Here is a 24,465-nt window from a genome sequence, read left to right on the forward strand (position 1 = left end):
CGGTCGTCGGCGGGCGTGGCTTCATGTCGCCGTAACGGCTTCGGAACCAGCTATTGCCAGGCGACCTCGCCGCCCGTACGTTACACCTAGTCCGTACAACGGTCCAGATGGGCCGCTTAGTGGTTCAGGCAAGGGAGCGGTGATGCCCGACAACTCGGCCGAGCTCGTCGAGGTCGGCTGCCTCGTGGCGGGCGACTGGCGGACCGGCGGGACGCGGCTCGACCGGGTTGGTCCGTGGGTGCGCCGGGTGGTGAGCACAGCCCGGCAGGCGGACGACAGCGATGTGCGGGCGGCCTTGGCGTACGCGCGACGTGGCGCCAAGGCGGTCGCCCGGATGTCGCCGGCGGCGCGCGCCGAGGTGCTGGAGCGGGCGGCCGTCGCCGCCGTCGAAGGGCGGGAGGGACTGGCCCGCCTTTTGGCACTGGAGCTCGGCAAGCCGCTCAAGGACGGGCGGGGCGAGATCGACCGGGTGGCCGACACGTTCGCGGTCTCCGCCGCCGAAGCCCGCCGGATCGGCGGCGAGGTGCTGCCGGTCGCAGGCTGGGCCAGGGGAGTGGGAAACACCGCGTTCACGCACCACGCACCGGTGGGGGTGGCGTTGGCGATCACGCCGTTCAACGCACCGGCCAACCTGCTGGCGCACAAGCTGGCGGCGTCGTTCGCGGCCGGCAACACGACGATCGTCAAGCCACCGCCGCAGGCCCCGGCCGCCTCGGCCGCGCTCGTCGCGCTGCTTCTCGAGGCGGGGATGCCGCCGGAGGCGGTCCAGGTGCTGCACGGTGACGGCCGGCTGGGGGCGGCGTTGTGCGCCGCGCCGGAGGTCGGCGTGATCAGCTTCACCGGCAGCGTGGCGACCGGGGCGGCGGTGGCCCGCGCGGCCGGCGCGAAGCGGCTCGTCCTGGAGCTCGGCGGCAACGCCGCCACGATCGTGTGCGAGGACGCCGACGTCGGCCTGGCCGCACGGATCTGCGCCGCCACCGGCTACAGCAACTCCGGCCAGAGCTGCATCTCCGTGCAGCGGGTCTACGTGCACCGCGACCGCTACGAGCAGTTCCTCGAATCCTTCACCGGCGAGGTGGAGAAGCTGACCGTGGGAGATCCGCTCGATCCGGCCACCGACGTCGGCTCCATGGTCGACGACGACGCGGCCGCACGCATCGTCGAATGGGTGGGCGCGGCCGCCGCCGCGGGCGCCACGGTCACGACCGGCGGTCACCGCGACGGCGCCACCGTCGCACCGACGGTCGTCGCGTCCCCACCTGCGGATGCCCGCCTGATCCGGGACGAGGTGTTCGGCGCGGCGGTCAGCGTGCTGCCCTACGACGACTTCGACGACGTCGTGGCCACCTGCAACGACAGCCGGTACGGCCTTCAGGCGGGCCTGTTCACCAACGACGTCCGGCGGATCGTGACGGCCTGGCGCGAGCTGGAGGTCGGCGGCCTGGTGGTCAACGGCTCGTCGAACTTCCGGCTCGACCACGTGCCGTTCGGCGGCGTCAAGGACTCCGGCTTCGGCCGCGAGTCACCCCGCTGGATGATCGACGACTACACCGTCGTCAAGACGCTCATGCTGCGCGGCATATCTCTGTTCGGCGACCAGGAAGGCAGTCGATGAGCCCCGACGACACGGTCACCGCGGCCGAGGCGATGGTCGCCCAGTTGGAGTCGTACGGCGTGGAGTACGTCTTCGGCACCTGCGGCCACACCAACATCGCCCTGCTGGACGCGATGAGCCGCAGCACGATCCGCTTCGTCATCGCCCGCCACGAGCAGGCCGCCGCGCACGCCGCCGACGGGTACGCCCGCGCCACCGGCAAACCGGGCGTCGTGCTGCTGCACGTCGGCCCCGGCATGACCAACGCGGTCACCGGCGTCATGACCGCCGCGCTCGACTCGGTGCCGCTGGTGGCGATCACCGGCGACATCCCGTCGTACTACCGGGGACGGCACCCGCACCAGGAGGTGAACCTGCACGCCGACGGTGACCAGGCCGCGATCTACCGGCCGTTCGTGAAGCGGGCCTGGCAGGTGCACCGGGTCGCCGACCTGGCGCGGTTCACCGAGCGGGCGTTCTGGACCGCGACCTCCGGGCGGCCCGGCGCGGTGCTGCTGAGCGTGCCGATGGACCACTTCTCGCGTCCGGTGCCGCGGGACACCGCCGCCGGTTTCCCGCTCGCGACCCCGGAGCGGCCCGCCCTCCCCGCCGACGTGGCGGGACGGATCGCCGACCTGCTCGTCGCCGCGGAACGACCACTCGTGTACCTCGGTGGCGGCTTGCGCCGCGGCCCCGGCCTCGACGCACTGCGCTCGCTGGTCGAGCACCTCGACATCCCGGTCGCGCACTCGCTGATGGCCAAGGGCACGCTGCCGGACTGCCATCCGCTGCTGCTGGGCATGCCCGGGTTCTGGGGGCTGGAGCTGACCAACCGGTACACCCGCGAGGCCGACGTCGTGCTGGCGCTGGCCACCCGCTTCGCCGAGACCGACGCAAGCTCCTGGGACCGCCGGTACACGTGGCAGTTTCCACCCGGACGGCTCATCCAGATCGACATCGACCCGGCCGAGATCGGCCGCAACTTCCCGGTCACCGTCGGCGCGGTCGCCGACGTGGCCGACGCCGTGCGGGCGATCGACGCGGCGGTCCGCGACCGACAGGCCACGCCGCGCCCGCGGCCCGGACTGCGCGAGACCGTTACCGCGACCCGCCGCACCCTCTTCACCGAGAGCCGGGAACGCGGCACCAGCACCCAGTTTCCGCTGCGGCCCGAACGGATCCTCACCGACCTGCGGGCCATCCTCCCGCCCGACGCCATCCTCGTCACCGACGTGGGATGGAACAAGAACGGCGTCGCCCAGTGCTACGAGCTACCCGAGCAGGGTCGCTTCATCACCCCGGGCGGCGCCTCGACGATGGGCTTCGGCCCGGCCGCGGCGGTCGGCGTACAGATCGCCCAGCCCGACCGCACCGTGGTCGCCCTGATCGGCGACGGCGGTATGGGCGCCCAGCTGCCCGCCGTGCCGATGGCCGTCGAGCAGGGCGCGCCGGTGATCTTCGTCGTGATGAACAACCGCTCGCACGGCACCATTTCCGACTTGCAGGCGGCGAACTTCGGCCGCAGCTACGGCTGCGACTTCCTCGGCCCGGACGGCCTGCCGTACAGCCCGGACTTCGCCGCGTACGGCCGGGCCTGCGGCGCGGACGGCTACACAGTGGACAGTGCCGGCGCCCTCGGCGAGGCGCTGCGTGCCGCCGTCGCGGCCCGCCGCCCGGCGGTCCTCGACGTGCCGATGGTCAACGAGCCCGTCCCGACCCCGGGCCACTGGAACATCAAGGATATCTACCAGGGCGTCTTCGACTGAGCGCTTTCTTCCCCCCACGCATCGAGGTGACCCCATGGCATACATCGACCGGAGAAACCTGCTCAAAGGCGCCGCGGCGGCGGCCGTCGCCACGACCGCCGCCCCCGCCGCCGCCGCGACACCCGCCACCGCGGGCGGGCGCGGACCCGGCGCCGCGGACCTGCGCCGCTTCGACACCCCCGGCGACAAGGACTTCCCCAAGGTCGGCGGCAACCTGGGGAACCAGAACTACACCTCGCTTCGGCGCGTCAACCCCGGCAACGTGCGCCGGCTGCGAGGCGCGTGGCTCAACCGCATCGAGGGCGGGATCACCACCGGCAACAACGAGAGCACCGCGGTCGCGGTCGACGGGACCATCTACATCGAGTCCGCGCTCGGCAACGTCGTCGCCGTCGACGGCGCCACCGGCCAGACGAAATGGCGCTTCGAGCAGACGCGCGGCACGCTGGTCCGCCGAGGTGTGGCGGTCGGCGACGGCAAGGTGTTCACCAAGTCGAACGAAAACTACGTCATCGCACTGGACCAGGAAACCGGCCAGGTCCTGTGGGAGCGTCAGGTCGACGGCTTCGGCAACATCGAGAAGGTCGCCGTCGTCTACTGCGACGGCATGCTGTTCTGCGGCACCAACGACGGCCCGCGCGGTGCCGCCGTGGCGCTCGACGCCCGCGACGGCGCCTTGCTGTGGCATTTCTGGGGCACACCCGGGCCGGGCGAGTTCGGCAACGACACGTGGGAGGGCGACTCCTGGACGGAGGGCGGCGCCACGCCGTGGATCCACCCGGCCGTCGACCCCGAGCTCGGGCTGACGTACTGGACGTTCGGCAACGCCCGCGGCTACAACTCCTCGCAGGACGGCTCCGCGCGCGGCGGGCAGAACCTGTTCGCCAACTCGCTCGTGGCGCTGGACATGCGCACCGGCGCCTACCGGTGGCACTTCCAGTCGGTACACCACGACATCTGGGACATGGACAACGTGATGGCGCCGGTGCTCGCCGACGTCACGATCCGCGGCCGGCGGCGCAAGGTGGTCGTCTACGGCAGCAAGTCCGGCATGTACTTCATCCTCGACCGGGTCGACGGCACCGCTCCGCTGGGCGTCGTCGAGCGGCCGGTGCCGCAGGAGCCGCGCCAGAAGACCTGGCCGACCCAGCCGTTTCCGGTGCAGGGCGGCTGGACCGAGCAACGCGTCGTGGACCAGCCGCTGGGGACCTCCGTGCCCGGCGACCCCAACCGGGCCGTGCCCAACTACGTACAGGGCGCGCTCTACGACCCGCACTGGGACGTGCCGATCCTGTCCATCCCCGGCCACGGCGGCGGCGCGGACTGGTCGCACCTGTCCTTCAGCCACCGCACCGGCCTGGTCTACACCGGCTTCGGGTACGTCGCCGCGGCGCACTCGCTGACCGAGAGCAGCAACGGCCTGCGACCGCCGGGGGAGTACCAGACCGGCGGCGTCGTCGCCGTCGACGTCAGCACCAACCGGGTCAGGTGGAAGCGGCGCATGCCCTACTCGCTGGCGCACGGCAACGGCATCCTCACCACCGAGACCGACCTGATGTTCATCGGCCAGCCGGACGGCAACCTGCTCGCGATGGACGCCCGCACGGGCCGCGAGCTGTGGCGCTTTCAGACCGGGGCCGCGATCAGCTCCAGCCCGATCATGTACCGGGCCGGCGGCAAGGAGTACCTGGCCGTGTACGCCGGCGGGACGAACATCCCGTACGGCAACTCGGCCCCGCGTGGCGACTTCCTCTGGGCCTTCGAGCTCGACGGCGACCTCGGCCCGGCGCCCACCCCGCCGCCCCCGGTGATCCGCCGGCCGGTCTCCGGCGGCCCGGTCGACGGCGCCGCGGTCGCCAACACCGTGGTCGTCGGACGCACCTACAACGCCGCCACCGGGCAGATCGGGACCACCGAGTCGTTCGCGGTCGCCGGCATGGCCCCCACCCACCTGCGGGTCCCCGCCGGCACCACGGTCACGTTCACCAACCATCAAGGCAACACCGGCGAACGCGGTGTCACCCAGTTCTTCGAGGGCCTCTTCGACGTCCGCCTCGCGCCCGGTGAGTCGTTCCAGTACACGTTCGCCCACGCCGGCGAGTACTTCTTCAACGACCCGGCCAGCCCCAGGTCGACCGGCAAGATCGAGGTCTACTAGTGGCCCGCCGCGTGTTCATCCTCAACGGTCCCAACCTCGACATGCTCGGCCGCCGCGAGCCACGGGTGTACGGGACGGTCACCCTGGCCGAGATCGAAAAACGGTGCCGGACGCTGGCCGCCGAACTCGACTTCGACCTGTTCTTCGCGCAGTCGAACGCCGAGGGCCAGCTGATCGACTGGCTGCACCAGGCGTACGACGAGGCGGCCGCGGTCATCGTCAACCCCGCCGGGCTGTCCACCCGGTCGGTCGCCCTGCACGACGCGCTCCGGATACTCGAGCAACCGGTCATCGAGGTCCACCTCACTAACATCTTCAGCCGGGAGGCGACCTACCACGACGGGCTGGTGACCGCCCGCGCGGCCGGCGGATTCCTGGCCGGGTTCGGCGCGGACGTGTACGAGCTGGCCCTGCGCGGTCTCGAAGGATTGCCGGGCGGCCCGCCGGCATGAGGATCGGCGTCATCGGTTGCGGGAAGATCGCGCGAAGTCACGTAACCGCCCTGCGCGACATCGCCGGCGTCAAGGTGGTCGCGGTCGTCGACGTCGACATCGGACGCGCACGTGCATTCGCCGCCACCCACGGCGTCCCGCACGCCTACCAGGACGCGGACCAGATGCTCGCCACGGGCCTGGACGCGGTCACCGTCTGCACCCCGCACGCCGCCCACGAGGAGGGCGTCCTGGCGGCGGCCCGGCACCGCACGCACGTTCTCTGCGAGAAACCTGTCGCCCTCACCGTCGCGCAGGCCCAGCGGATGATCGCCGCGACCCGCGCGGCCCGGGTCCGGTTCGGCGTGCTGTTCCAGCGCCGCTTCTGGCCGGCCGCGGCACAGATCCGCCGAGCCATCGACGACGGCCGGCTAGCCACGCCCATCTGCGGCGGCGTCGTGGTCCGGCTCAACCGCGACGCCGACTACTACGCCGAACCGTGGCGTGGGCGCCTGGCCACCGAGGGCGGCGGCGTCCTCATGACGCAGGCGATCCATCACATCGACCTTCTGCAATGGTTCATGGGCCCGGTCCGGCGGGTCACCGGCCGCTGCGCCACACTCGTGCACCGCGACCTCATCGAGGTGGAGGACACCGCGGCGGCGGTCGTCGAGTTCACCTCCGGTGCGCTGGCCACCATCCAGGCCGGCACGACGTTCCGGCCCGGACTGGGCGGGCAGGTCTGGATCAGCGACGCACGCGGACGCACCGCCGGCGTGACGGAGTTTCCGGAAGGCGTCGGCTTCACCGACATCTCGACCGTCCCGGGCGAGGAGACGTCGCAGACCGGCCGGCTCCAGGCCGGCACGCCGGACCTGCCGCTCGCCGAGGTCCACGACCACCTGGCGCCATACCACGCCAGGCAGATCAGCGACTTCGTCGACGCCGTCACCCACGACCGCGAGCCGGCGGTGACCGGGGTGGACGCGGTCCGGTCTCTTCAAATCATCGAGGCGATCTACGCGTCGTCCCGGATCGGCACGCCGGTGGACCTCGCCGGCGACTAGAGACCTTCGGGGTCGGGGTCGCCGTCCGTCGTGTCGTTACTTCGAGGCAGATTTTCCCGCCTTCGCGTCAGCTGCGGACCGTATGCTCCCGCGGGCACCGCTCCCGGCCGGCGGCTCGCCAGGGCGAGCCGAAATCCCCGGCCGTCCACTGCCAGCTCCGCGGGACGGCCCGCCACCTGACGCCGAAGCTCTAGGCGGCGAGGTAGCGCGCGACCATGTCACCGCACATCGTCCGGTAGTAGTCGCGGCGCGACGGGTCGAGCAGGTCGCGGCCGAAGATGGCGCCGAACGTGTGCCGGTTGGCGACGTGGAATACGCAGAACGCGCTGATCATCATGTGTACGTCGACCGCGTCGACGTCCGCGCGGAAAAGGCCCTCCGACCGGCCGCGGCGCAGGATGCCCTCCAGCATGGAGATTACCGGGCCGCTGAGGTCGACCAGCTTGACCAGTTCCTTGACGTGCTCGGCGTTGTGGATGTTTTCGATGCTGACCAGCCGGATGAACTCAGGATGGGCGCCGTGGTGGTCGAAGGTGACCTCGGCGACCCGGCGCAGCGCCGTGACCGCGTCGAGGTTGTCCACGCTGACCTCGCGCTCGGCCGCCCGGATCCGGGCGTAGGCCCGTTCGAGGACGGCGATGTAGAGCTGCTTCTTGCCGCCGAAGTGGTAGTAGATCATCCGCTTGGTCGTGCGCGTCAGGGCGGCGATCTCGTCGACCCGGGAGCCGTGGTAGCCGTGCGCGGCGAACTGCGATGTGGCGACGTCGAGGATCTCCTCGCGCGTCCGCACGCTGTCCCGCACGCGTCCCTCAGCGGCCGGCGCCCGAGTTTCTGCCATCACGTCCTCCGATGTCCAGCCGGCGCGGCGTGACCGAGCTTGCCACGGCCCTTGACTTTCCCGCCAACGGCTGGCTAACTAACGTACCAGTTCGTATAACAACTACCGTCGCCAGCATCTTCACCGGTCCGCACGGCCGGAGGTGACAAACCTTGTGCTTTTCGGACTTGAACGCCGCGCTAGCTGGCGGCGCCAAAGGGGTGGGTGAACCCGCGCTCGGACATCTGGCGGGCCATCCGCATGAGGTCGGCGGCGAACTCGGCCACCCGGGTCTCGGTGAAACGGACCGTCGGGCCGCTGAGCCCCAGTGCGGCGATGACCCGCCCGGATCCGCCGATGATCGGGGCGGCGACGGCGGACAGGCCCTCCTCGCGCTCGCCGTGGCTTTCGGCGTAGCCCTTCACCGCGGCGCCGTCGATCCACTCGCGCAGCCGCTTGACGTGCTTCGGACCGTAGGGCGAGCTGCGGGCGATCCGGTCCAGCAGGGCGGGGCTCGCATCGCGCAGGAGGATCTTCGCCGAGGCGCCTGCCCACATCGGCAGCTCGTCGCCGACGTGGACGACGTGCCGCAGGGGCTGGGGGCCCTCCTGCTGGGCGATGCACACCCGGTAGACGTCGCGGACGACGTAGACGTTGACGGTCTCGCGCTGGCGGGCGGCAAGCTCGCGCATGCTGCGCTGCGTGTCCGGCGGCAGCTCCCACGAGCGCTGCACCAGGTGTGCCCACCGCCAAAGCCCGGGCCCGGCCATGTATCCGTTGGCGGTCGCCCAGAGCAGGCCGCTCTGCTCCAATGTGGACAGCATCCGCAGCACGGTGGTCTTCGCCAGGCCGGTCGCCTCCACGATCTCGCGGATCGAGATGGCCGGTCGATCCTCGGTGAGCAGGCCGAGGATGTCCAACGCGCGTTGCACACTCCGCACGCCCTGCGCGTCGGCGGCCTCCGCCGCCGGGGCACCTCGCCTGGTGCGCGCCTCCACGCTCTCCCACTCTCCTCGCCGACCGGTGGATGGTGCCGAGCGAACCATCGAACCACGCGTCACCGCGATTCTCCTACCCGGCCGCGCGTTTCACACATCCGTAACGGTCCGGACTCGAAAGCTTGCCAGAAGCGGCTGGCACCCGTACGTTAGCACGCAGTCCGCTAGATGGCCCATTCGGTCCGGCTAGTGGTCTACCTTGAAGGGGAGTGGTCGCTGATGACCGGCGAGCAAGTTGTCGCCACAGACCTCTCGGCGGCCGACGCCGCCGAGCAGGTCCCTCGGCGGCCCGAGCCGCGGCTGCTGCGCGCCTGGGCGTCGGTGGAGTTGGCGATCGCCTGCGCCGCGGTCGTGGCCATCTTCCTCAGCGTGCTCTGGCAGGTGATCAGCAGGTACGTGCCGGCCCTCAACTGGCCGGAGGTGGGCGAGATAGCCAACTACTCGCTGATCATCCTGACGTTCGTCATGGTCGGCTATCTCATCGGCAACAACGGCCACATCACCATCCAGGTCATCGACTACGTGGCCAAGGGTCGGGCCCGGACGGTCGTCAAGGCCGTGTCGGCGGCGTGCACCGCGGTGATCTGCGCGCTGCTGGTGTGGGAGGCGATCGCGTTGATCCAGGCGTATCCCAACCGGCGCACGGCGGCTCTCGAAATCCCGATCTGGATCCTGTACGCGTTTCCGTTGGTCGGCTTCCTCTCCGGCGCTGTGCGGGCGATCGTGCGCATCTTCCAGGCCGGCCACCCGGATCCGGTTTTCGACGCGGCGGAGGTTCGATGATTCTCGAACTCTGGATGGTCGGCGCCCTCATCACCCTGCTGCTGCTCATCCGCGTGCCGGTCGGGCTCGCCTTCATCGGCCCGTGCCTGTGGTGGGCGATCGCCGACGGAAACTCCAGCGGGTTCGCGCTGAAGACCACCTTCGACGGCCTCAACAGCTTCCCGCTGCTGGCCGTCCCGCTGTTCATCCTCGTCGGCGTCATGGCCAACCGGCTTGGCATCGCCGACCGGCTCTACGAGTTCTGCCTCGCCGCGCTCGCCCGGGTTCGCGGCAACCTCGCGTACGTCAACATCGGCACCGCGGTGGGCTTCTCGTGGATGAGCGGGTCGGCGCTCGCCGACGTCGCGGGACTTGGCAAGATCGAGGTCCCGCACATGGTCAAGGCCGGCTACCCGTACCGCTTCGCCGCCGGCCTGTCGGCGTCGTCGGCGCTCATCAGCCCGGTCATGCCACCGAGCATCCCCGCCGTCATCTACGCCGCGACGGCGGCGGTCTCCACCGGTGCGCTCTTCGCCGCGTCGGTCGTCCCGGCGTTGCTCATGGCGGTCGGGCTCTGCGTGTACGTCTTCTTCTATACCGCACGCCGCCCAGATCTCGTCTCCGTGCCGTTCGACCGCAAGCGGTTGCGCGACGCGGCGATCGGCACCATCGGCCCAGCCCTCGTCCCGGTCATCCTGCTCGGTGGCATCCTGTCGGGCACCTTCACGCCGACCGAGGCGGCGTCGGTGGCCGTGCTCCTGATGTTCGTGCTCGGCCTGCTCTACCGCACGCTGACGCTCCGGGTGCTGCTCCAGTCCCTGCGCGAGACGGCCGCCATCACCGGCGGGATCGGGCTGATCCTGGGCTCAGCGGCGCTGCTCGGTCTGATCCTCACCCGCGCGCACGTGTCCCGAGACGTTGCCGGCCTTGTGACGTCGTTGTCGGACGAGCCGTGGGTCTTCATGCTCATGGTCAACGTCGTCATGCTCGTCATCGGTACGGTCGTCGACGCGACCGCCGCCATCCTCGTCACCGTGCCGGTGCTGCTGCCGATCGCCGTCGACCTCGGCGTCGACCCCATCTACTTCGGGGTCGTCATCATCATCAACCTGATGATCGGTCTGCTGACGCCTCCTGTCGGCAGCGTCCTCTTCGTCACCGCCTCGGTAACGGGTCGACCGGTCGAAGAGGTATTTCGCGGGGTCGTCCCCTTCCTGATCCCGTTGCTGGCCGTGCTCGTCCTGGTCACCGCGTTTCCCTCCGTCGCGTTGTGGCTGCCCCGACTGCTCGGATTCTGACCCTCCAGCCCCGCACCCCATCCCTGACCTGATAGGAGAGGGAGCCCATGTATCCACGACCGGTCAGCCGGCGGCGGCTCGTCGCCGTGCTCGCCCTCACCATGCCGCTGGTTCTCGTCGCCGGCTGCTCCACGGAGAACAACGCGCCCGCCGCTGAAGGTGAGAACCCTCGTCTCACCTTGAAGATCGGGAGCTCCCAACCCGAGACACAGCCCAACTTCTACTGTGGAATGAAGCTCCTCAAGGAAAGAGTCGAAGGGCAGAACCTCAACCTCACCCTCGACCTGTTTCCAAACAGCCAGCTAGGCCCCGACGCCGAACGCTTCGCCAGTGTCCAGACCGGCGACATCGACATCGACCTACAGGGCGGGTCCGCGATGTCGACCGCGTTCCCGAAGATCGGCGTGCTCGACGCGGCCTACGTGTTCAACGACGTCGACCACTTCTTCAAGTGGATCGACCAGAATGGACAGGAGTTCTTCAAGGAGTTCAACGCCGCCACCAAGACGACCATTGTGGACTCGTGGTACTTCGGGATGCGCACGTTCACCGCGACCAAGCCGATCCGCAAGCCCGAAGACCTCGCCGGTCTGAAGATCAGGTTCCCGAACACGCCGCAGTTTCTGGCCAACGCCAAGGCGCTCGGCGCGAACGCCGTCGCCATCGCCGTCGAGGAGCTCTACCTGGCTCTCCAACAGGGCGTCGCGCAAGGACAGGAGAACCCGGTCGTCGCCACCCACGCGCAGAAGTTCGACGAGATCCTCAAGGTCGCCAGCCTGACCAACCACCAGGTCGGCACCCACTACGTCGTCATGTCCGACAAGACCCTGGAGAAGATGAGCCAGGCCCAGAAGGACGGACTGTTCAAGGCGGTCCGCGACATCCGCGCCGAAAACCGCAAGTGTGTCGACGACGAGACCCAGAAGGTGCTCGACGGGTGGCGCGCGGACTCGGGACGGACCGTGGTGGAGATCGACCAGGTCGACCGCCAGGCGTTCATCAGCAAGTCCGAGGCGTACTTCAACACCTACTTCAAGGGTGCGGACCTGGAGCTGTACAAGAACGTCCGCGCGTCCGCCTGACTTTCCGCCGGAGGGCCGGCGCGACCGGCCCTCCACGTCCATCCCAGGCGGCGCCGACCGGGAGGTGTCATGGTCCTGATCGGACTGATCGGCGAAGGCATCCAGCGATCACACGCACCCCTGCTACACCAGGCGGAGGCCGACCGCCAGGGAGTCCGGCTGCACTACACGACCATCGACTCGGCGGAACGCCGCCTGGCGGCCGGTGACCTGCCCGACCTGCTGCACTGGGCCCGCACGCTCGGATACCGCGGGCTGAACGTCACGCACCCGTTCAAGCAGGACGTCGTGCCGCACCTCGACGAGCTGTCGGACGACGCCCGGGTACTCGGTGCGGTCAACACCGTCGTCTTCGACGCCGATGCCAGCCGTGGCTACAACACCGACGCCCCGGGGTTCGCGCGCAGCTTCGCCCAGGACTTCTCCGGCGCCCCACGAGAGCGCGTCGTGCAGCTCGGCGCCGGCGGAGCCGGATGCGCGGTCGCGCACGCCCTGCTGACGCTCGGCGTCGGCACGCTGACGCTTGTCGACCTCGACCTCGCCAAAGCGACCCGACTGGCCGAAGCCCTCGCGGCCGAGTTCGGCGCACATCGCGTCGCCGCGGGCCAGCCGGGCGAGCTGACCGCCGCGCTCGCGGCGGCCGACGGCGTCGTCAACACCACGCCGGTTGGGATGGCACACCACCCGGGATCGCCCGTCCCGGAGGCTGACCTCCGCAAGGACCTGTGGGTTGCCGACATCGTCTACCGGCCGTTCGACACCGCGCTGCTGCGTGCCGCCCGAGCCGTCGGCGCGTCGACGCTGCACGGCGGCGGTATGAACGCCTACCAGGCCGCCGTGGCGTTCGAGCTCTTCACCGGCCAGGCCGCGGACGCCGAGGCGATGCGTGCCCACTCGGCCGAGCTGCTCAGCTCAGGACGCTGACCCGGCCGCCTCCGGTGCCCGGTCGAGGTGTTCACGCGCGGCCGCGATCGCCATGCGGGCATGCTCCTTCCCACCGACCTGTGCCACCTGCGTCGCTTTCGGTATCTCCAGCGCGTACGGCAGACCGGGTGGCAGGGCATCGAGGATGCCGTGTACGTCGATGCCGCCTTCACCGGGGAAGAGCCGCTCGAACCGAGCGGTGTGGATGAGCCCCTCGTTCGTCGCGGGCACCCCGGGCGGCGCGTCGCACACATGGATGAAATGGAACCACTCGGCCGGCAGCTGGCGAAGGTCCGCGACGCTCGACCCGGAGCGCGCGAAGTGCAGCAGGTCGACGAGGATTCCGGCGTTGGGCTGGTCGGCTCCGCGCAGCACACGTATCGCCTCGCGCAGGTCCGGTGTCTCCGTCCACGATGGAAACTCCAGGTCGACCGTGAGGCCGAGCGGCCGCGCCATCTCGCACAGCCGCGCGAACCTGTCGACTTTGCGCACCCGGTCGGGATCGGGTAGTTGGGTGATGACGTGCCGCGCCCCGAGCTCCGCGCCCGCCTCCAGAAACCGCAGGAAGTCCTTCGGGTCCTCGTCCGGGCTGATCCGGGCGAGCTCGATGTCGAGGACCTCGACGCCGGTCGCGGCGAGGCGGACCTTGGTGGTGCGCATCAAAGCCGGGTCGGTGGCCAGCGGGTAGTGCGGCTCCTGCGCCGTCACCCGGGTCAGCCGCAGCCCCACGTACCGGTAGCCGGCGTCCGCGGCGGCGTCGACGAGCTGCGGCGGCGACAGGCTCAGCGCGGTCAGGTGGGCCAGCGAATACTCGTGCCGCTCGTCCCGGCGCGACGCGGGCGTGTCCCGCAGCGCGATCAGCCGGCGCTCCCGATGGGCGGCCATCCGGACCGGTGCGCTCGGGTCGCCGTAGCCGGCGTAGCCGCCGACGCGTTGCACGACCGCGAAGAACACGCGCGAGCCGAGCATCTCGGTGTAGAAGTGCAGGTATGCGCCGTGCTCGTCGCGGTCGTAGAGGATCGAGTGCTCCCGTAGCGCGGCCAGCAGGTCCGGCGGCAGGTCGAGACGGGCGTCGAGGTCGGCGTAGTAGTTGTCCGGGATCTTCAGGATCGACGCGCCGAGTGCGCGCATCGCCTTCGCGCTGGCGATCGCGTCGTCGGTGCGAAACGCGACGTGCTGCGGGTTCGGGATCGCCGGCGCCCAGTCGCCGCGGCGCAGCGGCGCGGTGTGGAGCGTGATCCTGACCCGCCCGTCCGAGTTGGTGGCGTCCCGGCCGCGGATCAGGCCGAAAGGCGCGGCGATGTCGGTCGTCTGGCCCGCGCGCAGGCCGAGCACCGCGCGGTAGAACAGCGTGGTCTCGTCGAAGTCGTCGACGGCGTCGGTCAGCGAGACGTGGTCGGTGTCGGTGACGCCGCCGCGGGCGGGCGCCGTCGCGCCGGTGGGGACGAAGTCCTCCAGCCAGCTGTCACCGTCGGCGCCGGTGCGGACCAGGAAGACCGCCGTCCCGTCCGGTGCGGCGACGGACGTGAGCTCCGCCTCCTCCGGTTGGCGCAGGCGTGGCAGCACCGGGGCGAGCAACCGCTCCGCCCGCCGCGTCGATCCGGCCGGATCCTCGCTCTCCACCGCGAGCGCGCAGATCGACGCCGTGCCCGGCGTGACCGTCCGCTGTGGTGCGAAGTTCACCAGCACCCGGGCCTTGCCCTGCTCCCACAGCTGCACCGGCTTGGAACGGTGCTGCCCGGTGTGCGCGAACCCGAGCGCGGTCAGGGCGCGCGCCGTGGCCGGACCGGAGACGGCGTCGACGGCGAGCTCGGTGAACACGTGCCCGGCGAGCGCCGGCGCCGGTGGCAAACCGCCCAGCCGAAGCCGTTCCCGTACCGCGGGCGCGGCGGACGCACCGGCCGCCTCCTGCAAAGCGAGCAGCGAGCGCATGCCGTCGATCGCGGCGTACCGGGGGTCCGCCTGCCGGTAGACGTCGTTGAACACCTCCAGCGACAGCGGGCCGTCGTATCCGGTGGCCAGCACATGGCTGACGAAGGTGGTGAGGTCGAACGAGCCGAGCCCGGGAAACAAGCGATGGTGCCGGCTCCACTCCACCACGTCCATGCTCAGCCGCGGTGCGTCCGCCAGCTGCACGTGGAACACCTTCGCTCCGGGCACGACCCGGATGCCGGCCGGATCGTCGCCGCGCGAGAGCACGTGAAAGCTGTCCAGGCACAGGCCGAGCGCCGGGTGGCCGGCACGCCGGACGATGCGCCACGCGTGCGCGTAGGTGTTGACGAACCGGCCCCAGGCCAAGGCCTCGTAGGCGATCCGCAGTCCGCGCTCCTCGGCCCGGCTGGCCAAGGTATGCAACTGCTCGGCGGCGAGGTCGTCGTCGTCCACCGCGTCCGCCGACACCGACGAGCAGACCAGCAGGGTGCTGGCACCAAGCTCTTCGAGTACGTCGAACGTGCGTTCCGCGCGCCGGAGGTTGGCGGCGAAGACGTCCGGAGGGACCGCCTCGACGTCGCGGAACGGCTGATACAGGTCGATCGACAGTCCACGCCGGGCACACTCCTGGCGCACCCGGCGTGGTGACCACGATGACGCGATGAGGTCGCTGTCGAACAGTTCGATGCTCTGAAAGCGCGCCGCCGCGGCGGCCGAGAGCTTGTCCTCGAGCGTTCCCGAGAGGCAGACGGTCGCGATGGCCAGCCGGTAGTCGGACATGGGTCAGAGCCGCTCGCTGTCCCAGGGACGGCGGAAGCCGGACTCGCTGTAGTAGCGGATCACGTTTCCGTGGCGGTCGACCTCGCGCCGGTAGTGCTTGAGGAAGTCCCACATCAGCGGCGACTCCTCCGGCATCGTGTTGTGCGAGCGGTAGACGTTCTTCGTCAGCTTCAGCACCGGGATGGCGGTGTCACGATCGCGCCACGTCCAGGTCTGGAAGCGGTCGTGCCAGCCGCCGCGCTCACCGTCCGGGTCGTCCACATCGGACAGCTCAAGGCCGTTGACCGCCAAGTGGTACCGCGCCCACGCGTCGAGGCTGTTGTCCACGTCGTCCCAGAGCCCACCCGCGAGGAACCCGAGGTCGCCGTAGCCGTAGATCTGGTAGTTGGGTATCGCCTGCCCGCTGGCCGGGTGCTGCACGCCATCCATGGTGATCGTGCCGGCCGTGCTGGGGGCGGCGGTGAACGACGTGGACGCGACCGCGGCGAAGTACTCCGGGAACGCGATCGCCAGGTTTTGGGTGACCGCGCTGCCCGCGGACTGCCCGGTGGAGTAGAACCGCGTCGGGTCGACGGGGTACTCGCGCACCATGACGTCGCGCAGCTGCCGGAAGAAGGCGAGCGAGTCGCGGTGGCTGACCGAGATGGACGTGTTGCTGTACTGCTCGCAGATGACGACGAGGACGAACCCCTCACGTTCGGCGACCTTCCACCACTGGGCGGCGTCGAAGAACACCTTGTCGGTCTGGCTGTTGCCGGGCCACACGAACACGACGGGTGCCTTGTCCCGCCACAAACGGCGGGCGGAGCGGGGCACGTGGACCAGGTACTCCCGGACGAACCCTTCGACGGTCATCGTCCGCACCCGCACACCCAGCTTGGCGTAGTCAGCGCGTTCGAAGAGCTGGTTGCCGTAGGCGAAGAAGTTCTCGTAGCGGGTGTACGACGTCAGGAAGTCCACGATCTGGCTCGTGCTCGGCTTGTTCCGGTGGCTGACCGGTCCCTTTTGGACGGCGACCCGCGCGATCGGCCCGGCGTACGACGTCATCCACCGGCCCGACCGGTGCCGCTGCCGGTAGACCGTGCCGAGGGTCCGGTCGGAGGTGCCGGCGTCGACGGTGTCGTTGGCGCGCTTCCAGTAGGACAGGCTCGCGCCGACCGAACGCGGCTCGGGGTGGACGAACCACGTCGGCAGCACTGTCTCGTCGTACCTGATGAGGTCGAAACCCTCCGGGAACACGACGTCGGTGTAGGTGCCCTCGGTGTCCCCGTCGAACTCCCGCGCCGCGTACGAGTCCAGGTACTCGGCGCTCAGGCCGGGGGAGTCGACGTACACCTGGCTGATGACCCGCAGCGGATGCGCGACCGCCCACGCCTCCAGCGCCGGAGCACCCGCGCCGTAGCCGACGAGATAGTGCAGCCCGAAGATCGAGAAGTAGCGATTGCTTTGGTAGAACGCCATCGCCGCCTCGACGTAGGCCGTCTCCGCCTCGTGGTCACCCCAGCCGCCCGCACCCGGTTCGAGGATGAACAGGCCTTCCTCCCGCCGGTCCGCGACGTCGACCCACGACGACCTCCGGAGGAACTCAGCCGTGTCCACCCCGTCGGGCACCGCGACCACCGTGTAGTACGAGCGGATCGGCGTCTCGGGGGAGATGTAGACCTTCGCGGTGCGAGCCTGTCCTCCGACGTCGAACGACTTCGTCCAGTACCCGCTCATCTCCCTCGGCAGCTTGTTGGCTCGGGAGTAGTCGTAGGCGGGAAACGGGCGCCCGTCCAGCGGCCGCGCCTCGCCGAGGCCGCCCGCGCCATGACCTGACGCGCCGGCCGCGGCCGGCGGCACCCCGAGTGTTTCCGTGACCAGCGTCGCAGTCACGGCGAACGCGGCGGTTCCCTGAAGCAGTTGACGTCGGTCGATCATCGCTGGTGGCCCTCCGTCGTGAGACAAGGTGTGTCGCCGCGATGGCACCGCGCGGCCGGCATGCTCGTCGACTCGCTGTGCGTCCGCTCCAGCGGGTCCACCTGATGGACTCAGTGATCTGCTAGGCAGACCATAGTCCCGTCTATGAGCAACCGGCAATACCTTCGCGCGCTCTCCGCGGAGCCGGCGGCCCGCGGGAGCAAACGGCCTACAGCTGGCGCGGACGTGGGCAAATCCCCTGACGGGAAAGCTGTCTGGCGCGCTGCCGCCGCGGCGTCCGGCTACCTTTCGGTGGCCCGGAGGGTTAGCAGGGTGATGTCGGGATCGGCGCCGACCCGGACCGGTGGGCCCCAGAATCCGGCGCCGTTGGTGACGTACACCGGCGTCCCGTCCACCTCGCCCAGTCCGGACACCACGGGCTGCTGGAGCCCGACGAGGTAGTTGAAGGGAAACATCTGGCCGCCGTGGGTGTGGCCGGAAAGTTGCAGGTCGACGCCGTACGGAGCGGCGTCGTGCACGGCAACCGGCTGGTGCGCCATCAGCACCACCGGGCGGGACGTGTCCCGGTCGGCGAGCGTCGCCGCGTAGTCCGGTGGGTCCGCGTACTGCGCGCCGGTGATGTCGTTGACGCCGGCGAGGTCGAGCACACCGCCACGGTGACTGATCTCGACCCGTTCGTTGCGCAGCACGCGCAGGTCCAGCTCGGCGGCCGCCTCGGTCCAGTTCTCCGGGCCGACGTAGTACTCGTGGTTGCCGGTGACGTAGTACACCCCGTGCCGGCCGCGCATCCGGGTCAGCGGCAGCAGGGACTCCCGCACCCGGCCCGGCTCGGACGTGACCACGTCGCCGACCACCGCGACCAGGTCGGCGTCGAGGTCGTTGACGATCTCCACCATGCGCTCCACCTGGCCGGTGCCGAGCAACGGTCCGACGTGGAGGTCCGCCAGGACCGCCAAGCGCAGCCCGTCGGCTCGGCGGTCCAAGCGGGTCAACGGGATGTCGTGCCGTTTGACGGTCGGCGTCCGGTAGGCCCGGCTCACCCCGAAGCCGGTGAAGCTCACGGCGACCGCCCCGGCCGTGATGGCCGCCCCTCTTCGCAGCAGCAGCCGCCGGTCCGGATCGTGGCCGGGCTCCGGCTCGGCGTCGGCTGCCGGCGGCGAGTCGATGGCGCCGCCCGACCCGCCCGCACCCGCCAGCACCGGGACGGCCGCGGGCTGCTCCGTCCGGGCCGGCCGTCGAGTCACGAACCGCGCCGCCAGCACCGGCAGCTCGAGCAGCAGCAGCGTGAGCAGCAGGTAGAACATCAGCGCCAGCCACACGTAACCGGGCAGGGTCAGCCAGCGCAGACCGGACGGCAGCCGGTCACCGAGGATCAGCGTGGCGATGAGGAGCACCAGCGCGCCGGCGATCGCCGCCCCTCCCACCCGCCGCCACCGGCCGGGGCGGGTGGTGCCGCGCACCAGCCGGTGCCACAGGTACAAATGGATCAGACCGGCTATCCCGAATATGATCGCGACGAATACGAGCACCCGGTCTCCTTCCAGCGGCGGCCGGTCAACGCTAGACAGCGAGGGCTCCGCCGACCACGCCACCACAGCTTGTTCTCAGATTCGAGGCGGAGCCTGCCCATGACCAGCCAGCTGTACGACGTCATCCATCGTCGCCGCGACGTCCGTGGCCAGTTCACCGGTGCCCCGGTCGCCGACGAGGTCCTCGACCGTGTGCTCGCCGCGGCCCACGCCGCGCCGAGTGTGGGGTTGTCCCAGCCGTGGGACTTCATCGTGGTGCGCGACCTGGCGGTCCGCGAGGCGTTCCACCGCCATGTCCGTCAGGAGCGGGACGTGTTCGCCCGCACGCTCGACGCCGAAGCCGCTGAACGGTTCGCCCGCATCAAGATCGACGGTGTGCTGGAGTCCACGTTGTCGATCGTGGTGACCTACGACGCCGACCGCGGCGCTCCCGCCGTGTTGGGCCGGCACGCCATCGCCGATGCCGGTCTGTACTCGGTGTGCCTGGCCATCCAGAACCTGTGGCTGGCGGCCACCGCCGAACAGCTCGGCGTCGGTTGGGTGTCGTTCTACCGCGAGGAGTTCCTGCGGCAGCTGCTGGACGTTCCGGCCGGTATCCGCCCGGTCGCCTGGCTCTGCGTGGGGCCGGTCACCCACCTGGAAGCGGTACCGGACCTCGAACAGCACGGCTGGCGTCGACGCCGGCCCCTGCACGCCGCCGTGCACACCGATCGTTGGGGTTCGCCCAGCGCCGACGACTTGCGAGAATGAACGCATGACCGTCGTCAAGATCAACGCCATCACCGTGCCGGCCGACAGCGGCGACGAGCTGGCGCGCCGGTTCGCCGCGCGTGCCGGGGCCGTCGACGACCAGGACGGGTTCGAAGGCTTCGAGCTGCTCCGGCCGGCCGACGAGCGGACAACCTGGCTTGTCGTCACCCGCTGGCGAGACGAGGAGGCGTTCCAGGCCTGGGTCACCTCGCCCGCGTTCGCGCACGGGCACCGCTCGGCCGCCGAGCGCGCCGGCGAGCCCCCGACCGCTCCGATCGGAGTGCACAGCGAGGTCTGGTCGTACGTCCCGGCCGGCGGATCCACCCCGACCCGACCGCCGTCTCCGGGCTCCTAGATGATCTATTCCAAGGGGTCTCACTCAGGGCGACCAAGCCCTGTTTCAAGGTGAGTGGCATCGGGCCCGGACCACGACGCACATCGCGGTCGCTTCTCAGCTCGCGAGCAGGAGGCGGACGGTCACGTACGAGTGGGGTGGCAGGGTCACCTCCAAGCCCTGGGCGCTCGCCTTGAGCGCGGTGTGCGGCCGCGGGGTGACGGCGTCGGTCCGGGCCGCGGAGTTGTGTGCGTTGAGCGACTCCCCGGTGAGCACCCGCGCCTCGTAGTCCGTCACCTCGCGACCGCGCAGATCCAGCGTCACGGTCTCGGGCCGCTCGGCGTGCAGGTTGGTCAGCGAGACCAGGGCAGCGCCGTCCTTTGTGGACGCTGATGCGGAGACGGTGCTCAGCTTCTCGGCTCCGACCTCGACCGTGGGTACGCCGCCGGGCAGGTGGACGGCGAGGCCGCGGGCGTCGTGGTGCGCGGTGTTCATCGCGAACACGTGGTACGTGGGCGTGCGGATCAGCGTGCCGGTCCGTTCGTCGGTGAGCAGCATCGCCTGGAGCACGTTGACGGTCTGGGCGATGTTGGCCATGACGACGCGCTCGGCGTGGCGGTGGAACGCGTCGAAGTGGACGGTGGCCACCAGCGCGTCGCGGAGGGTGTTCTGCTGGAAGAGAAAGCCGGGGTTCGTGCCTTCCTCGACCTCCCACCAGGTGCCCCACTCGTCGACGACGAGCCCGATCCGGCGGTGCGGGTCGTAGGAGTCCATGACGGCGGAGTGCCGGCGCACCAGCTCCTCGATCCGGCCGGCGCGGAGCATCGTGAGGTAGTAGTCGTCGGTGCTGAACTCGGTGGCCCGACCGGTCGGCACGCCTTCGCCGTAGTTGGTGTAGTAGTGCAGCGACAGCGCCTGGAACGGGCCGTTCGGCTGGCGGGAGCAGCCGAGGCAGGAGACCGCCTTCATCAGCGCCTCGGTCCAGGCGTAGTCGTCGGTGTTGGCGCCGGCCGCGATGCGGTAGACCTTGTTGCCACCGTGGTCGCGCACGAAGGTGGCGTATTGCCGGGCCAGGTCGGCGTACGCCTCGGCGCGCATGTTTCCGCCGCAGCCCCAGGCCTCGTTGCCCAGGCCCCAGAACGGCACCCGCCACGGTGCCTCGCGTCCGTTCGCCTTGCGCAGCGCGACCATCGGCGAGTCACCGTCACGGGTCAGGTACTCCACCCACTGGCTCATCTCCTGGACGGTGCCGGAGCCGACGTTGCCGTTGACGTACGGGTCGGCGCCGAGCAGCTCGCACAGCGCCATGAACTCGTGCGTGCCGAAGTGGTTGGTCTCCTCCACGTTGCCCCAGTGCGTGTTCACCATCCGGGGACGTGCCTCGCGCGGGCCGATGCCGTCCCTCCAGTGGTACTCGTCCGCGAAGCACCCGCCGGGCCAGCGCAGGTTGGGAATCCGGATCTCCCGCAGCGCCTCGACGACATCGGCCCGGATGCCGCCGATGTTCGGTTGGTCGGAGTCTTCGCCCACCCAGAAGCCGCCGTAGACGCACCGTCCGAGGTGTTCGGCGAAGTGCCCGTACACGTGGCGGCTGATCGTGGGTCCGGGCAGGTCGAGGTTGACGACGGCGTGGATGGGGGCGGTGGTCACCGCTGTACTCCTTGGGGTCAGTGACGGGTCAGCCCTTGATGCTGCCGGACAGAGCAGCCCGCTGACGATGTGACGTTGGATGAAGATGAAGAAAACGACCATCGGGACGAGAGCGATGACTGAGACCGTCATGAAGCCGGCCCTCATCCACCGACTCAACGGCGCGCCTAACTAACCGGTATCGGGGTAGTAAGGGGTTACCCGGCGTCGATGGCGCCCCGAAGAGTCAGGAGTGAGGCATGGTCACCGCCCGAGTCTTGCACCGCTACGCCGACGTGGACGGGGTTCGCGTCTTCTACCGGGAGGCAGGGGAGCCCGACAGCCCGGTCACGCTCGTGTTGCTGCACGGGTCTCCCAGCTCGTCGCAGATGTTTCGCTTCGTCATCGGGCCGCTGGCCGACACGGGTGTCCGCGTCCTGGCTCCCGACCTTCCCGGCTTCGGTCTGTCGTCGATGCCCGACCCGGATGGGCAGTACACGTTCTCCTGGATCGCCGACGTGGTCGAGGAGTGGCTGGCGCGGCTCGGGGTCACCGACAAGATCCTGTACGTGCACGACTACGGGTCGGCGGTCGCGTACCACCTCGCGACGCGCTCGCCGTCGACGGTCCGCGGCTTGATCGTCCAGAACGGCAACGGCCACGACGAAGGGCTCGGCAGCGCGTGGGACGTCTGCCGCGCCTACTGGGCCGACCCGACCGAAGAGAACAAGAGCCGCATCGAATCGTGGCTGCACTACGAAGGCACCAAGAACACGTACCTCCAGGGCCTGCCGGAGCGGCTGGCGGAGCTCGTGCCGCCGGAGTCGTGGGAACTCGACTGGCGTGCGATCTCGCGCGGCCACGGGCTCGACGCCCACTGGGAGCTGTTCACCGACTACCGGACGCACGTGGCGCGCTTCGGCGAGATCGCGCGCTTCCACCGGACCGAGCAGCCTCCGACCCTGATCGTGTGGGGCGTCCACGATCCGTACTACGCCATCGAGGAGGTGGTCGCCTACCACCGGGAGCTGCCGGCCGCGGAGAGCCACCTCCTGGACGCCGGGCATATGCTCCTCGAAACCCACAGCCCCGAATGCCTCTCGCTCATGCGTCCCTTCGTCGCCGGCCTGGCCGAGCCGAGCAGCTCGTGACCGCCGGGCGTGGCGGGGGAGCGGGTCAGGCCGCGTGGCGGTGGCGGCTGGCCTTCTCCCGGTTTCCGCAGGTGCTCATGCTGCACCACCGGCGGCGCCCGCCACGCGAGGAGTCCAGAAACAGCCAGCCGCACCGCCCGCACGCCCGGACCCGCTCGGCGGCCAGGGTGAACAGCGCTTGCACCGACAGCAGCGACAACGCCTCCGGGATCGCGCCGGGTGCGGCCCAATCGGCGGCTAGGTGACCCAGGCGCGCGTCGGCACCCTGGAGCCGGCCAGCACGTAGGCCCGCCCCGCTCCGTTCCAGCAGTACGCCAAGAGCGGCGCCAGGGACGACATCTCCGCGCGACACGGCGTCGAAGACCGCCCACGCGTGCTCGCGGATCGAACGAACCTCGGTCACCAGACCTTCCGCGACGGCGTCGCTCAGGGCAGGCGCGTCTTCGAACAGCCCGACGGACGCACACCAGGTGAGCACGTCGGTCGGGGCCTTGAGCAGCTCGTTGTCCGGCACCGGGTGCGTCCGGTTGAACACCGTGTTGGTCAGATCCAGCGCCGGGTGGCCACCGATGAAATGCCCGTCCTGCCACGGCCCGCGAGCTCGGGGCTTACGCCGGGTGTCCATCGTTGTCCAGCACGAACGCCCGCATCAGCGCGGCGCACTCGGCGGCGTGTGTCTCCAACAGCAGGTGCGCGCCGTCGTAGATGTGCGCCTCGACGCGCTCGAGGGCGCGGTGGTAGGCGAGGACCTCGTCGACGTCGAAGTACGGGTCGTGCCGTCCCCACAGCACGAGCGCCGGCGGCTGGTGAGCCTTGTGGTACTCGGCGAGCTCGTCGAAGCGGGCGACGTGGTTGGCGTAGTCGGTGAACAGCGCGAACTGCGCGTCGAGGTTGCCCGGTCGGGTCATGCGCGCCCAGTCGAGGTGCCACGACTCGGGGGAGGGCAGTTCGCGCAGGTACTCGGGCAGACCGGCGAGGTACTGGTCGCGCGTGCCGGCGAAGTTCAACCAGTCCGGCAGCTCGGCGCGCGTGTCGTCGCTGGGGTCGGCCCAGTACGCCTTGGCGCTGTCCCACTGCTCGCCCAGACCGTCCTCGTGCGCGTTGCCGCTCTGGACGATCAAGCCGCGGACCCGAGCTGGGTCGCGGGTGGCCAGGTGGTAACCCACCGGTGCGCCGAAGTCGTGCAGGTAGACGAAGAAGCGCTCGATCCCGAGCCGGTCGAGCAGGTGCGCGATCGTCCACGAGAGGTTTTCGAAGGTGTAGTCGTACTCGTCGACGGTTGGCGACGAGGACAGGCCGAAGCCTGGCAGGTCGGGCGCGACCACGTGCGCTACGTCGGCCAGCGGCGGCATGACCTCGCGAAACCCGTGCGACGAGTTGGGAAACCCGTGCAGCAGCAGCACCGTCGGCCGGCTTGGGTGTCCGACCTCCCGGTAGAACACCTCCAGACCGTCGACGTCGCACCGTCGGTGGCGGATCTTGTGGATCGTCTGCATTCGCATCCTCCGGCTCGCGGAGCCATCAACGCCAGGTAACCCCTTAC

Annotated in this window: 20 protein-coding genes; 12 read left to right on the top strand and 8 right to left on the bottom strand. The window is 70.1% G+C overall.

Annotated elements, in window-relative coordinates; genetic code table 11:
- Positions 1-142: 142 nt before the first annotated feature.
- The 5 genes from AC5L36_RS40290 to AC5L36_RS40310 are packed head-to-tail and all read left to right on the top strand — an operon-like array spanning position 143 to position 7,016.
- Positions 143-1,615, top strand: a complete 1,473-nt coding sequence (locus tag AC5L36_RS40290) for an aldehyde dehydrogenase family protein (RefSeq protein WP_441224082.1) — start codon at positions 143-145, stop codon at positions 1,613-1,615.
- The gene (locus AC5L36_RS40295; RefSeq protein WP_441224083.1) at positions 1,612-3,360 is read left to right on the top strand and encodes a thiamine pyrophosphate-binding protein; all 1,749 of its coding nucleotides are present in this window, start codon (positions 1,612-1,614) and stop codon (positions 3,358-3,360) included. Before AC5L36_RS40290 ends, AC5L36_RS40295 begins: the two co-directional genes overlap by 4 nt.
- Before the next feature lie 34 nt (positions 3,361-3,394).
- Positions 3,395-5,518, top strand: a complete 2,124-nt coding sequence (locus AC5L36_RS40300) for an outer membrane protein assembly factor BamB family protein (RefSeq protein ID WP_441224084.1) — start codon at positions 3,395-3,397, stop codon at positions 5,516-5,518.
- Entirely contained in the window at positions 5,518-5,970 is a 453-nt protein-coding gene (locus AC5L36_RS40305; protein ID WP_441224085.1) for a type II 3-dehydroquinate dehydratase, read from the top strand. Before AC5L36_RS40300 ends, AC5L36_RS40305 begins: the two co-directional genes overlap by 1 nt.
- Positions 5,967-7,016, top strand: a complete 1,050-nt coding sequence (locus tag AC5L36_RS40310; RefSeq protein ID WP_441224086.1) for a Gfo/Idh/MocA family protein — start codon at positions 5,967-5,969, stop codon at positions 7,014-7,016. Before AC5L36_RS40305 ends, AC5L36_RS40310 begins: the two co-directional genes overlap by 4 nt.
- Before the next feature lie 190 nt (positions 7,017-7,206).
- On the opposite strand, the gene AC5L36_RS40315 is transcribed toward AC5L36_RS40310, so the two are convergent.
- Complete coding sequence (locus AC5L36_RS40315; RefSeq protein WP_441224087.1) at positions 7,207-7,854, bottom strand: TetR/AcrR family transcriptional regulator; 648 nt, start codon at positions 7,852-7,854, stop codon at positions 7,207-7,209.
- Between the two features lie 179 nt (positions 7,855-8,033).
- Positions 8,034-8,831 (bottom strand): IclR family transcriptional regulator, encoded by a 798-nt coding sequence (locus AC5L36_RS40320; RefSeq protein WP_441224088.1) that lies wholly within the window; start codon positions 8,829-8,831, stop codon positions 8,034-8,036.
- A 219-nt stretch (positions 8,832-9,050) separates the two neighbouring features.
- Between AC5L36_RS40320 and AC5L36_RS40325 the strand changes: the two genes are divergently transcribed.
- The 4 genes from AC5L36_RS40325 (at position 9,051) to AC5L36_RS40340 (ending at position 12,897) form a co-directional block, all read left to right on the top strand.
- Positions 9,051-9,614 (top strand): TRAP transporter small permease, encoded by a 564-nt coding sequence (locus AC5L36_RS40325; RefSeq protein ID WP_441224089.1) that lies wholly within the window; start codon positions 9,051-9,053, stop codon positions 9,612-9,614.
- Positions 9,611-10,891, top strand: a complete 1,281-nt coding sequence (locus AC5L36_RS40330) for a TRAP transporter large permease (protein ID WP_441224090.1) — start codon at positions 9,611-9,613, stop codon at positions 10,889-10,891. The genes AC5L36_RS40325 and AC5L36_RS40330 overlap by 4 nt, the downstream gene beginning before the upstream one ends.
- A 47-nt stretch (positions 10,892-10,938) precedes the next feature.
- Entirely contained in the window at positions 10,939-11,973 is a 1,035-nt protein-coding gene (locus AC5L36_RS40335; protein ID WP_441224091.1) for a DctP family TRAP transporter solute-binding subunit, read from the top strand.
- 69 nt (positions 11,974-12,042) lie between these two features.
- Positions 12,043-12,897 carry a shikimate dehydrogenase gene (locus AC5L36_RS40340; RefSeq protein ID WP_441224092.1) on the top strand — a complete coding sequence of 285 codons (855 nt, stop codon included), beginning with the start codon at positions 12,043-12,045 and terminating at the stop codon, positions 12,895-12,897.
- Here AC5L36_RS40340 and AC5L36_RS40345 read toward each other — a convergent pair.
- The 3 genes from AC5L36_RS40345 to AC5L36_RS40355 all read right to left on the bottom strand — a co-directional run bounded on the left by AC5L36_RS40345 (position 12,886) and on the right by AC5L36_RS40355 (position 19,058).
- The gene (locus AC5L36_RS40345) at positions 12,886-15,609 is read right to left on the bottom strand and encodes a TIM barrel protein (protein WP_441224093.1); all 2,724 of its coding nucleotides are present in this window, start codon (positions 15,607-15,609) and stop codon (positions 12,886-12,888) included. The two genes, AC5L36_RS40340 and AC5L36_RS40345, sit on opposite strands and share 12 nt — an antisense overlap.
- 3 nt (positions 15,610-15,612) lie before the next feature.
- The gene (locus AC5L36_RS40350; RefSeq protein ID WP_441224094.1) at positions 15,613-17,529 is read right to left on the bottom strand and encodes an alpha/beta hydrolase family protein; all 1,917 of its coding nucleotides are present in this window, start codon (positions 17,527-17,529) and stop codon (positions 15,613-15,615) included.
- Positions 17,530-17,810: 281 nt separating this feature from the next.
- On the bottom strand, positions 17,811-19,058 hold the full coding sequence (locus AC5L36_RS40355) for a metallophosphoesterase (protein WP_441224095.1): 1,248 nt from the start codon (positions 19,056-19,058) through the stop codon (positions 17,811-17,813).
- Positions 19,059-19,157: 99 nt separating this feature from the next.
- On the opposite strand from AC5L36_RS40355, the gene bluB reads away from it, so the two are divergent.
- Together bluB and AC5L36_RS40365 are read left to right on the top strand one after the other, a co-directional pair.
- Entirely contained in the window at positions 19,158-19,808 is a 651-nt protein-coding gene (gene bluB / locus AC5L36_RS40360) for a 5,6-dimethylbenzimidazole synthase (protein WP_441224096.1), read from the top strand.
- 4 nt (positions 19,809-19,812) lie between these two features.
- Positions 19,813-20,163 (top strand): antibiotic biosynthesis monooxygenase family protein, encoded by a 351-nt coding sequence (locus tag AC5L36_RS40365; protein ID WP_441224097.1) that lies wholly within the window; start codon positions 19,813-19,815, stop codon positions 20,161-20,163.
- A 96-nt stretch (positions 20,164-20,259) separates the two neighbouring features.
- Here AC5L36_RS40365 and AC5L36_RS40370 read toward each other — a convergent pair whose 3' ends face one another.
- Complete coding sequence (locus AC5L36_RS40370) at positions 20,260-21,792, bottom strand: alpha-N-arabinofuranosidase (protein ID WP_441224098.1); 1,533 nt, start codon at positions 21,790-21,792, stop codon at positions 20,260-20,262.
- 239 nt (positions 21,793-22,031) lie between these two features.
- On the opposite strand from AC5L36_RS40370, the gene AC5L36_RS40375 reads away from it, so the two are divergent.
- Positions 22,032-22,922, top strand: coding sequence for an alpha/beta fold hydrolase (locus AC5L36_RS40375; protein WP_441224099.1), 891 nt, complete (start codon positions 22,032-22,034; stop codon positions 22,920-22,922).
- Between the two features lie 25 nt (positions 22,923-22,947).
- Here AC5L36_RS40375 and AC5L36_RS40380 read toward each other — a convergent pair whose 3' ends face one another.
- Together AC5L36_RS40380 and AC5L36_RS40385 are read right to left on the bottom strand one after the other, a co-directional pair.
- Positions 22,948-23,547, bottom strand: coding sequence for a CGNR zinc finger domain-containing protein (locus AC5L36_RS40380; RefSeq protein ID WP_441224100.1), 600 nt, complete (start codon positions 23,545-23,547; stop codon positions 22,948-22,950).
- Positions 23,531-24,418: an alpha/beta fold hydrolase gene (locus AC5L36_RS40385; protein WP_441224101.1), complete on the bottom strand. Its 888-nt coding sequence runs from the start codon at positions 24,416-24,418 to the stop codon at positions 23,531-23,533. Before AC5L36_RS40385 ends, AC5L36_RS40380 begins: the two co-directional genes overlap by 17 nt.
- Positions 24,419-24,465: the final 47 nt, after the last annotated feature.

The organism is Phytohabitans sp. LZ39 (assembly GCF_059359075.1).

Bases quoted from the DNA above. Each gene is read 5' to 3' on its own strand.
- AC5L36_RS40385 (WP_441224101.1), bottom strand. From the start codon at position 24,418: ATGCAGACGATCCACAAGATCCGCCACCGACGGTGCGACGTCGACGGT.
- AC5L36_RS40330 (WP_441224090.1), top strand. From the start codon at position 9,611: ATGATTCTCGAACTCTGGATGGTCGGCGCCCTCATCACCCTGCTGCTG.
- AC5L36_RS40340 (WP_441224092.1), top strand. From the start codon at position 12,043: ATGGTCCTGATCGGACTGATCGGCGAAGGCATCCAGCGATCACACGCA.
- AC5L36_RS40310 (WP_441224086.1), top strand. From the start codon at position 5,967: ATGAGGATCGGCGTCATCGGTTGCGGGAAGATCGCGCGAAGTCACGTA.
- AC5L36_RS40375 (WP_441224099.1), top strand. From the start codon at position 22,032: ATGGTCACCGCCCGAGTCTTGCACCGCTACGCCGACGTGGACGGGGTT.
- AC5L36_RS40365 (WP_441224097.1), top strand. From the start codon at position 19,813: ATGACCGTCGTCAAGATCAACGCCATCACCGTGCCGGCCGACAGCGGC.
- bluB (WP_441224096.1), top strand. From the start codon at position 19,158: ATGACCAGCCAGCTGTACGACGTCATCCATCGTCGCCGCGACGTCCGT.
- AC5L36_RS40380 (WP_441224100.1), bottom strand. From the start codon at position 23,547: ATGGACACCCGGCGTAAGCCCCGAGCTCGCGGGCCGTGGCAGGACGGG.
- AC5L36_RS40295 (WP_441224083.1), top strand. From the start codon at position 1,612: ATGAGCCCCGACGACACGGTCACCGCGGCCGAGGCGATGGTCGCCCAG.
- AC5L36_RS40290 (WP_441224082.1), top strand. From the start codon at position 143: ATGCCCGACAACTCGGCCGAGCTCGTCGAGGTCGGCTGCCTCGTGGCG.
- AC5L36_RS40315 (WP_441224087.1), bottom strand. From the start codon at position 7,854: ATGGCAGAAACTCGGGCGCCGGCCGCTGAGGGACGCGTGCGGGACAGC.
- AC5L36_RS40325 (WP_441224089.1), top strand. From the start codon at position 9,051: ATGACCGGCGAGCAAGTTGTCGCCACAGACCTCTCGGCGGCCGACGCC.
- AC5L36_RS40300 (WP_441224084.1), top strand. From the start codon at position 3,395: ATGGCATACATCGACCGGAGAAACCTGCTCAAAGGCGCCGCGGCGGCG.
- AC5L36_RS40350 (WP_441224094.1), bottom strand. From the start codon at position 17,529: ATGATCGACCGACGTCAACTGCTTCAGGGAACCGCCGCGTTCGCCGTG.
- AC5L36_RS40345 (WP_441224093.1), bottom strand. From the start codon at position 15,609: ATGTCCGACTACCGGCTGGCCATCGCGACCGTCTGCCTCTCGGGAACG.
- AC5L36_RS40335 (WP_441224091.1), top strand. From the start codon at position 10,939: ATGTATCCACGACCGGTCAGCCGGCGGCGGCTCGTCGCCGTGCTCGCC.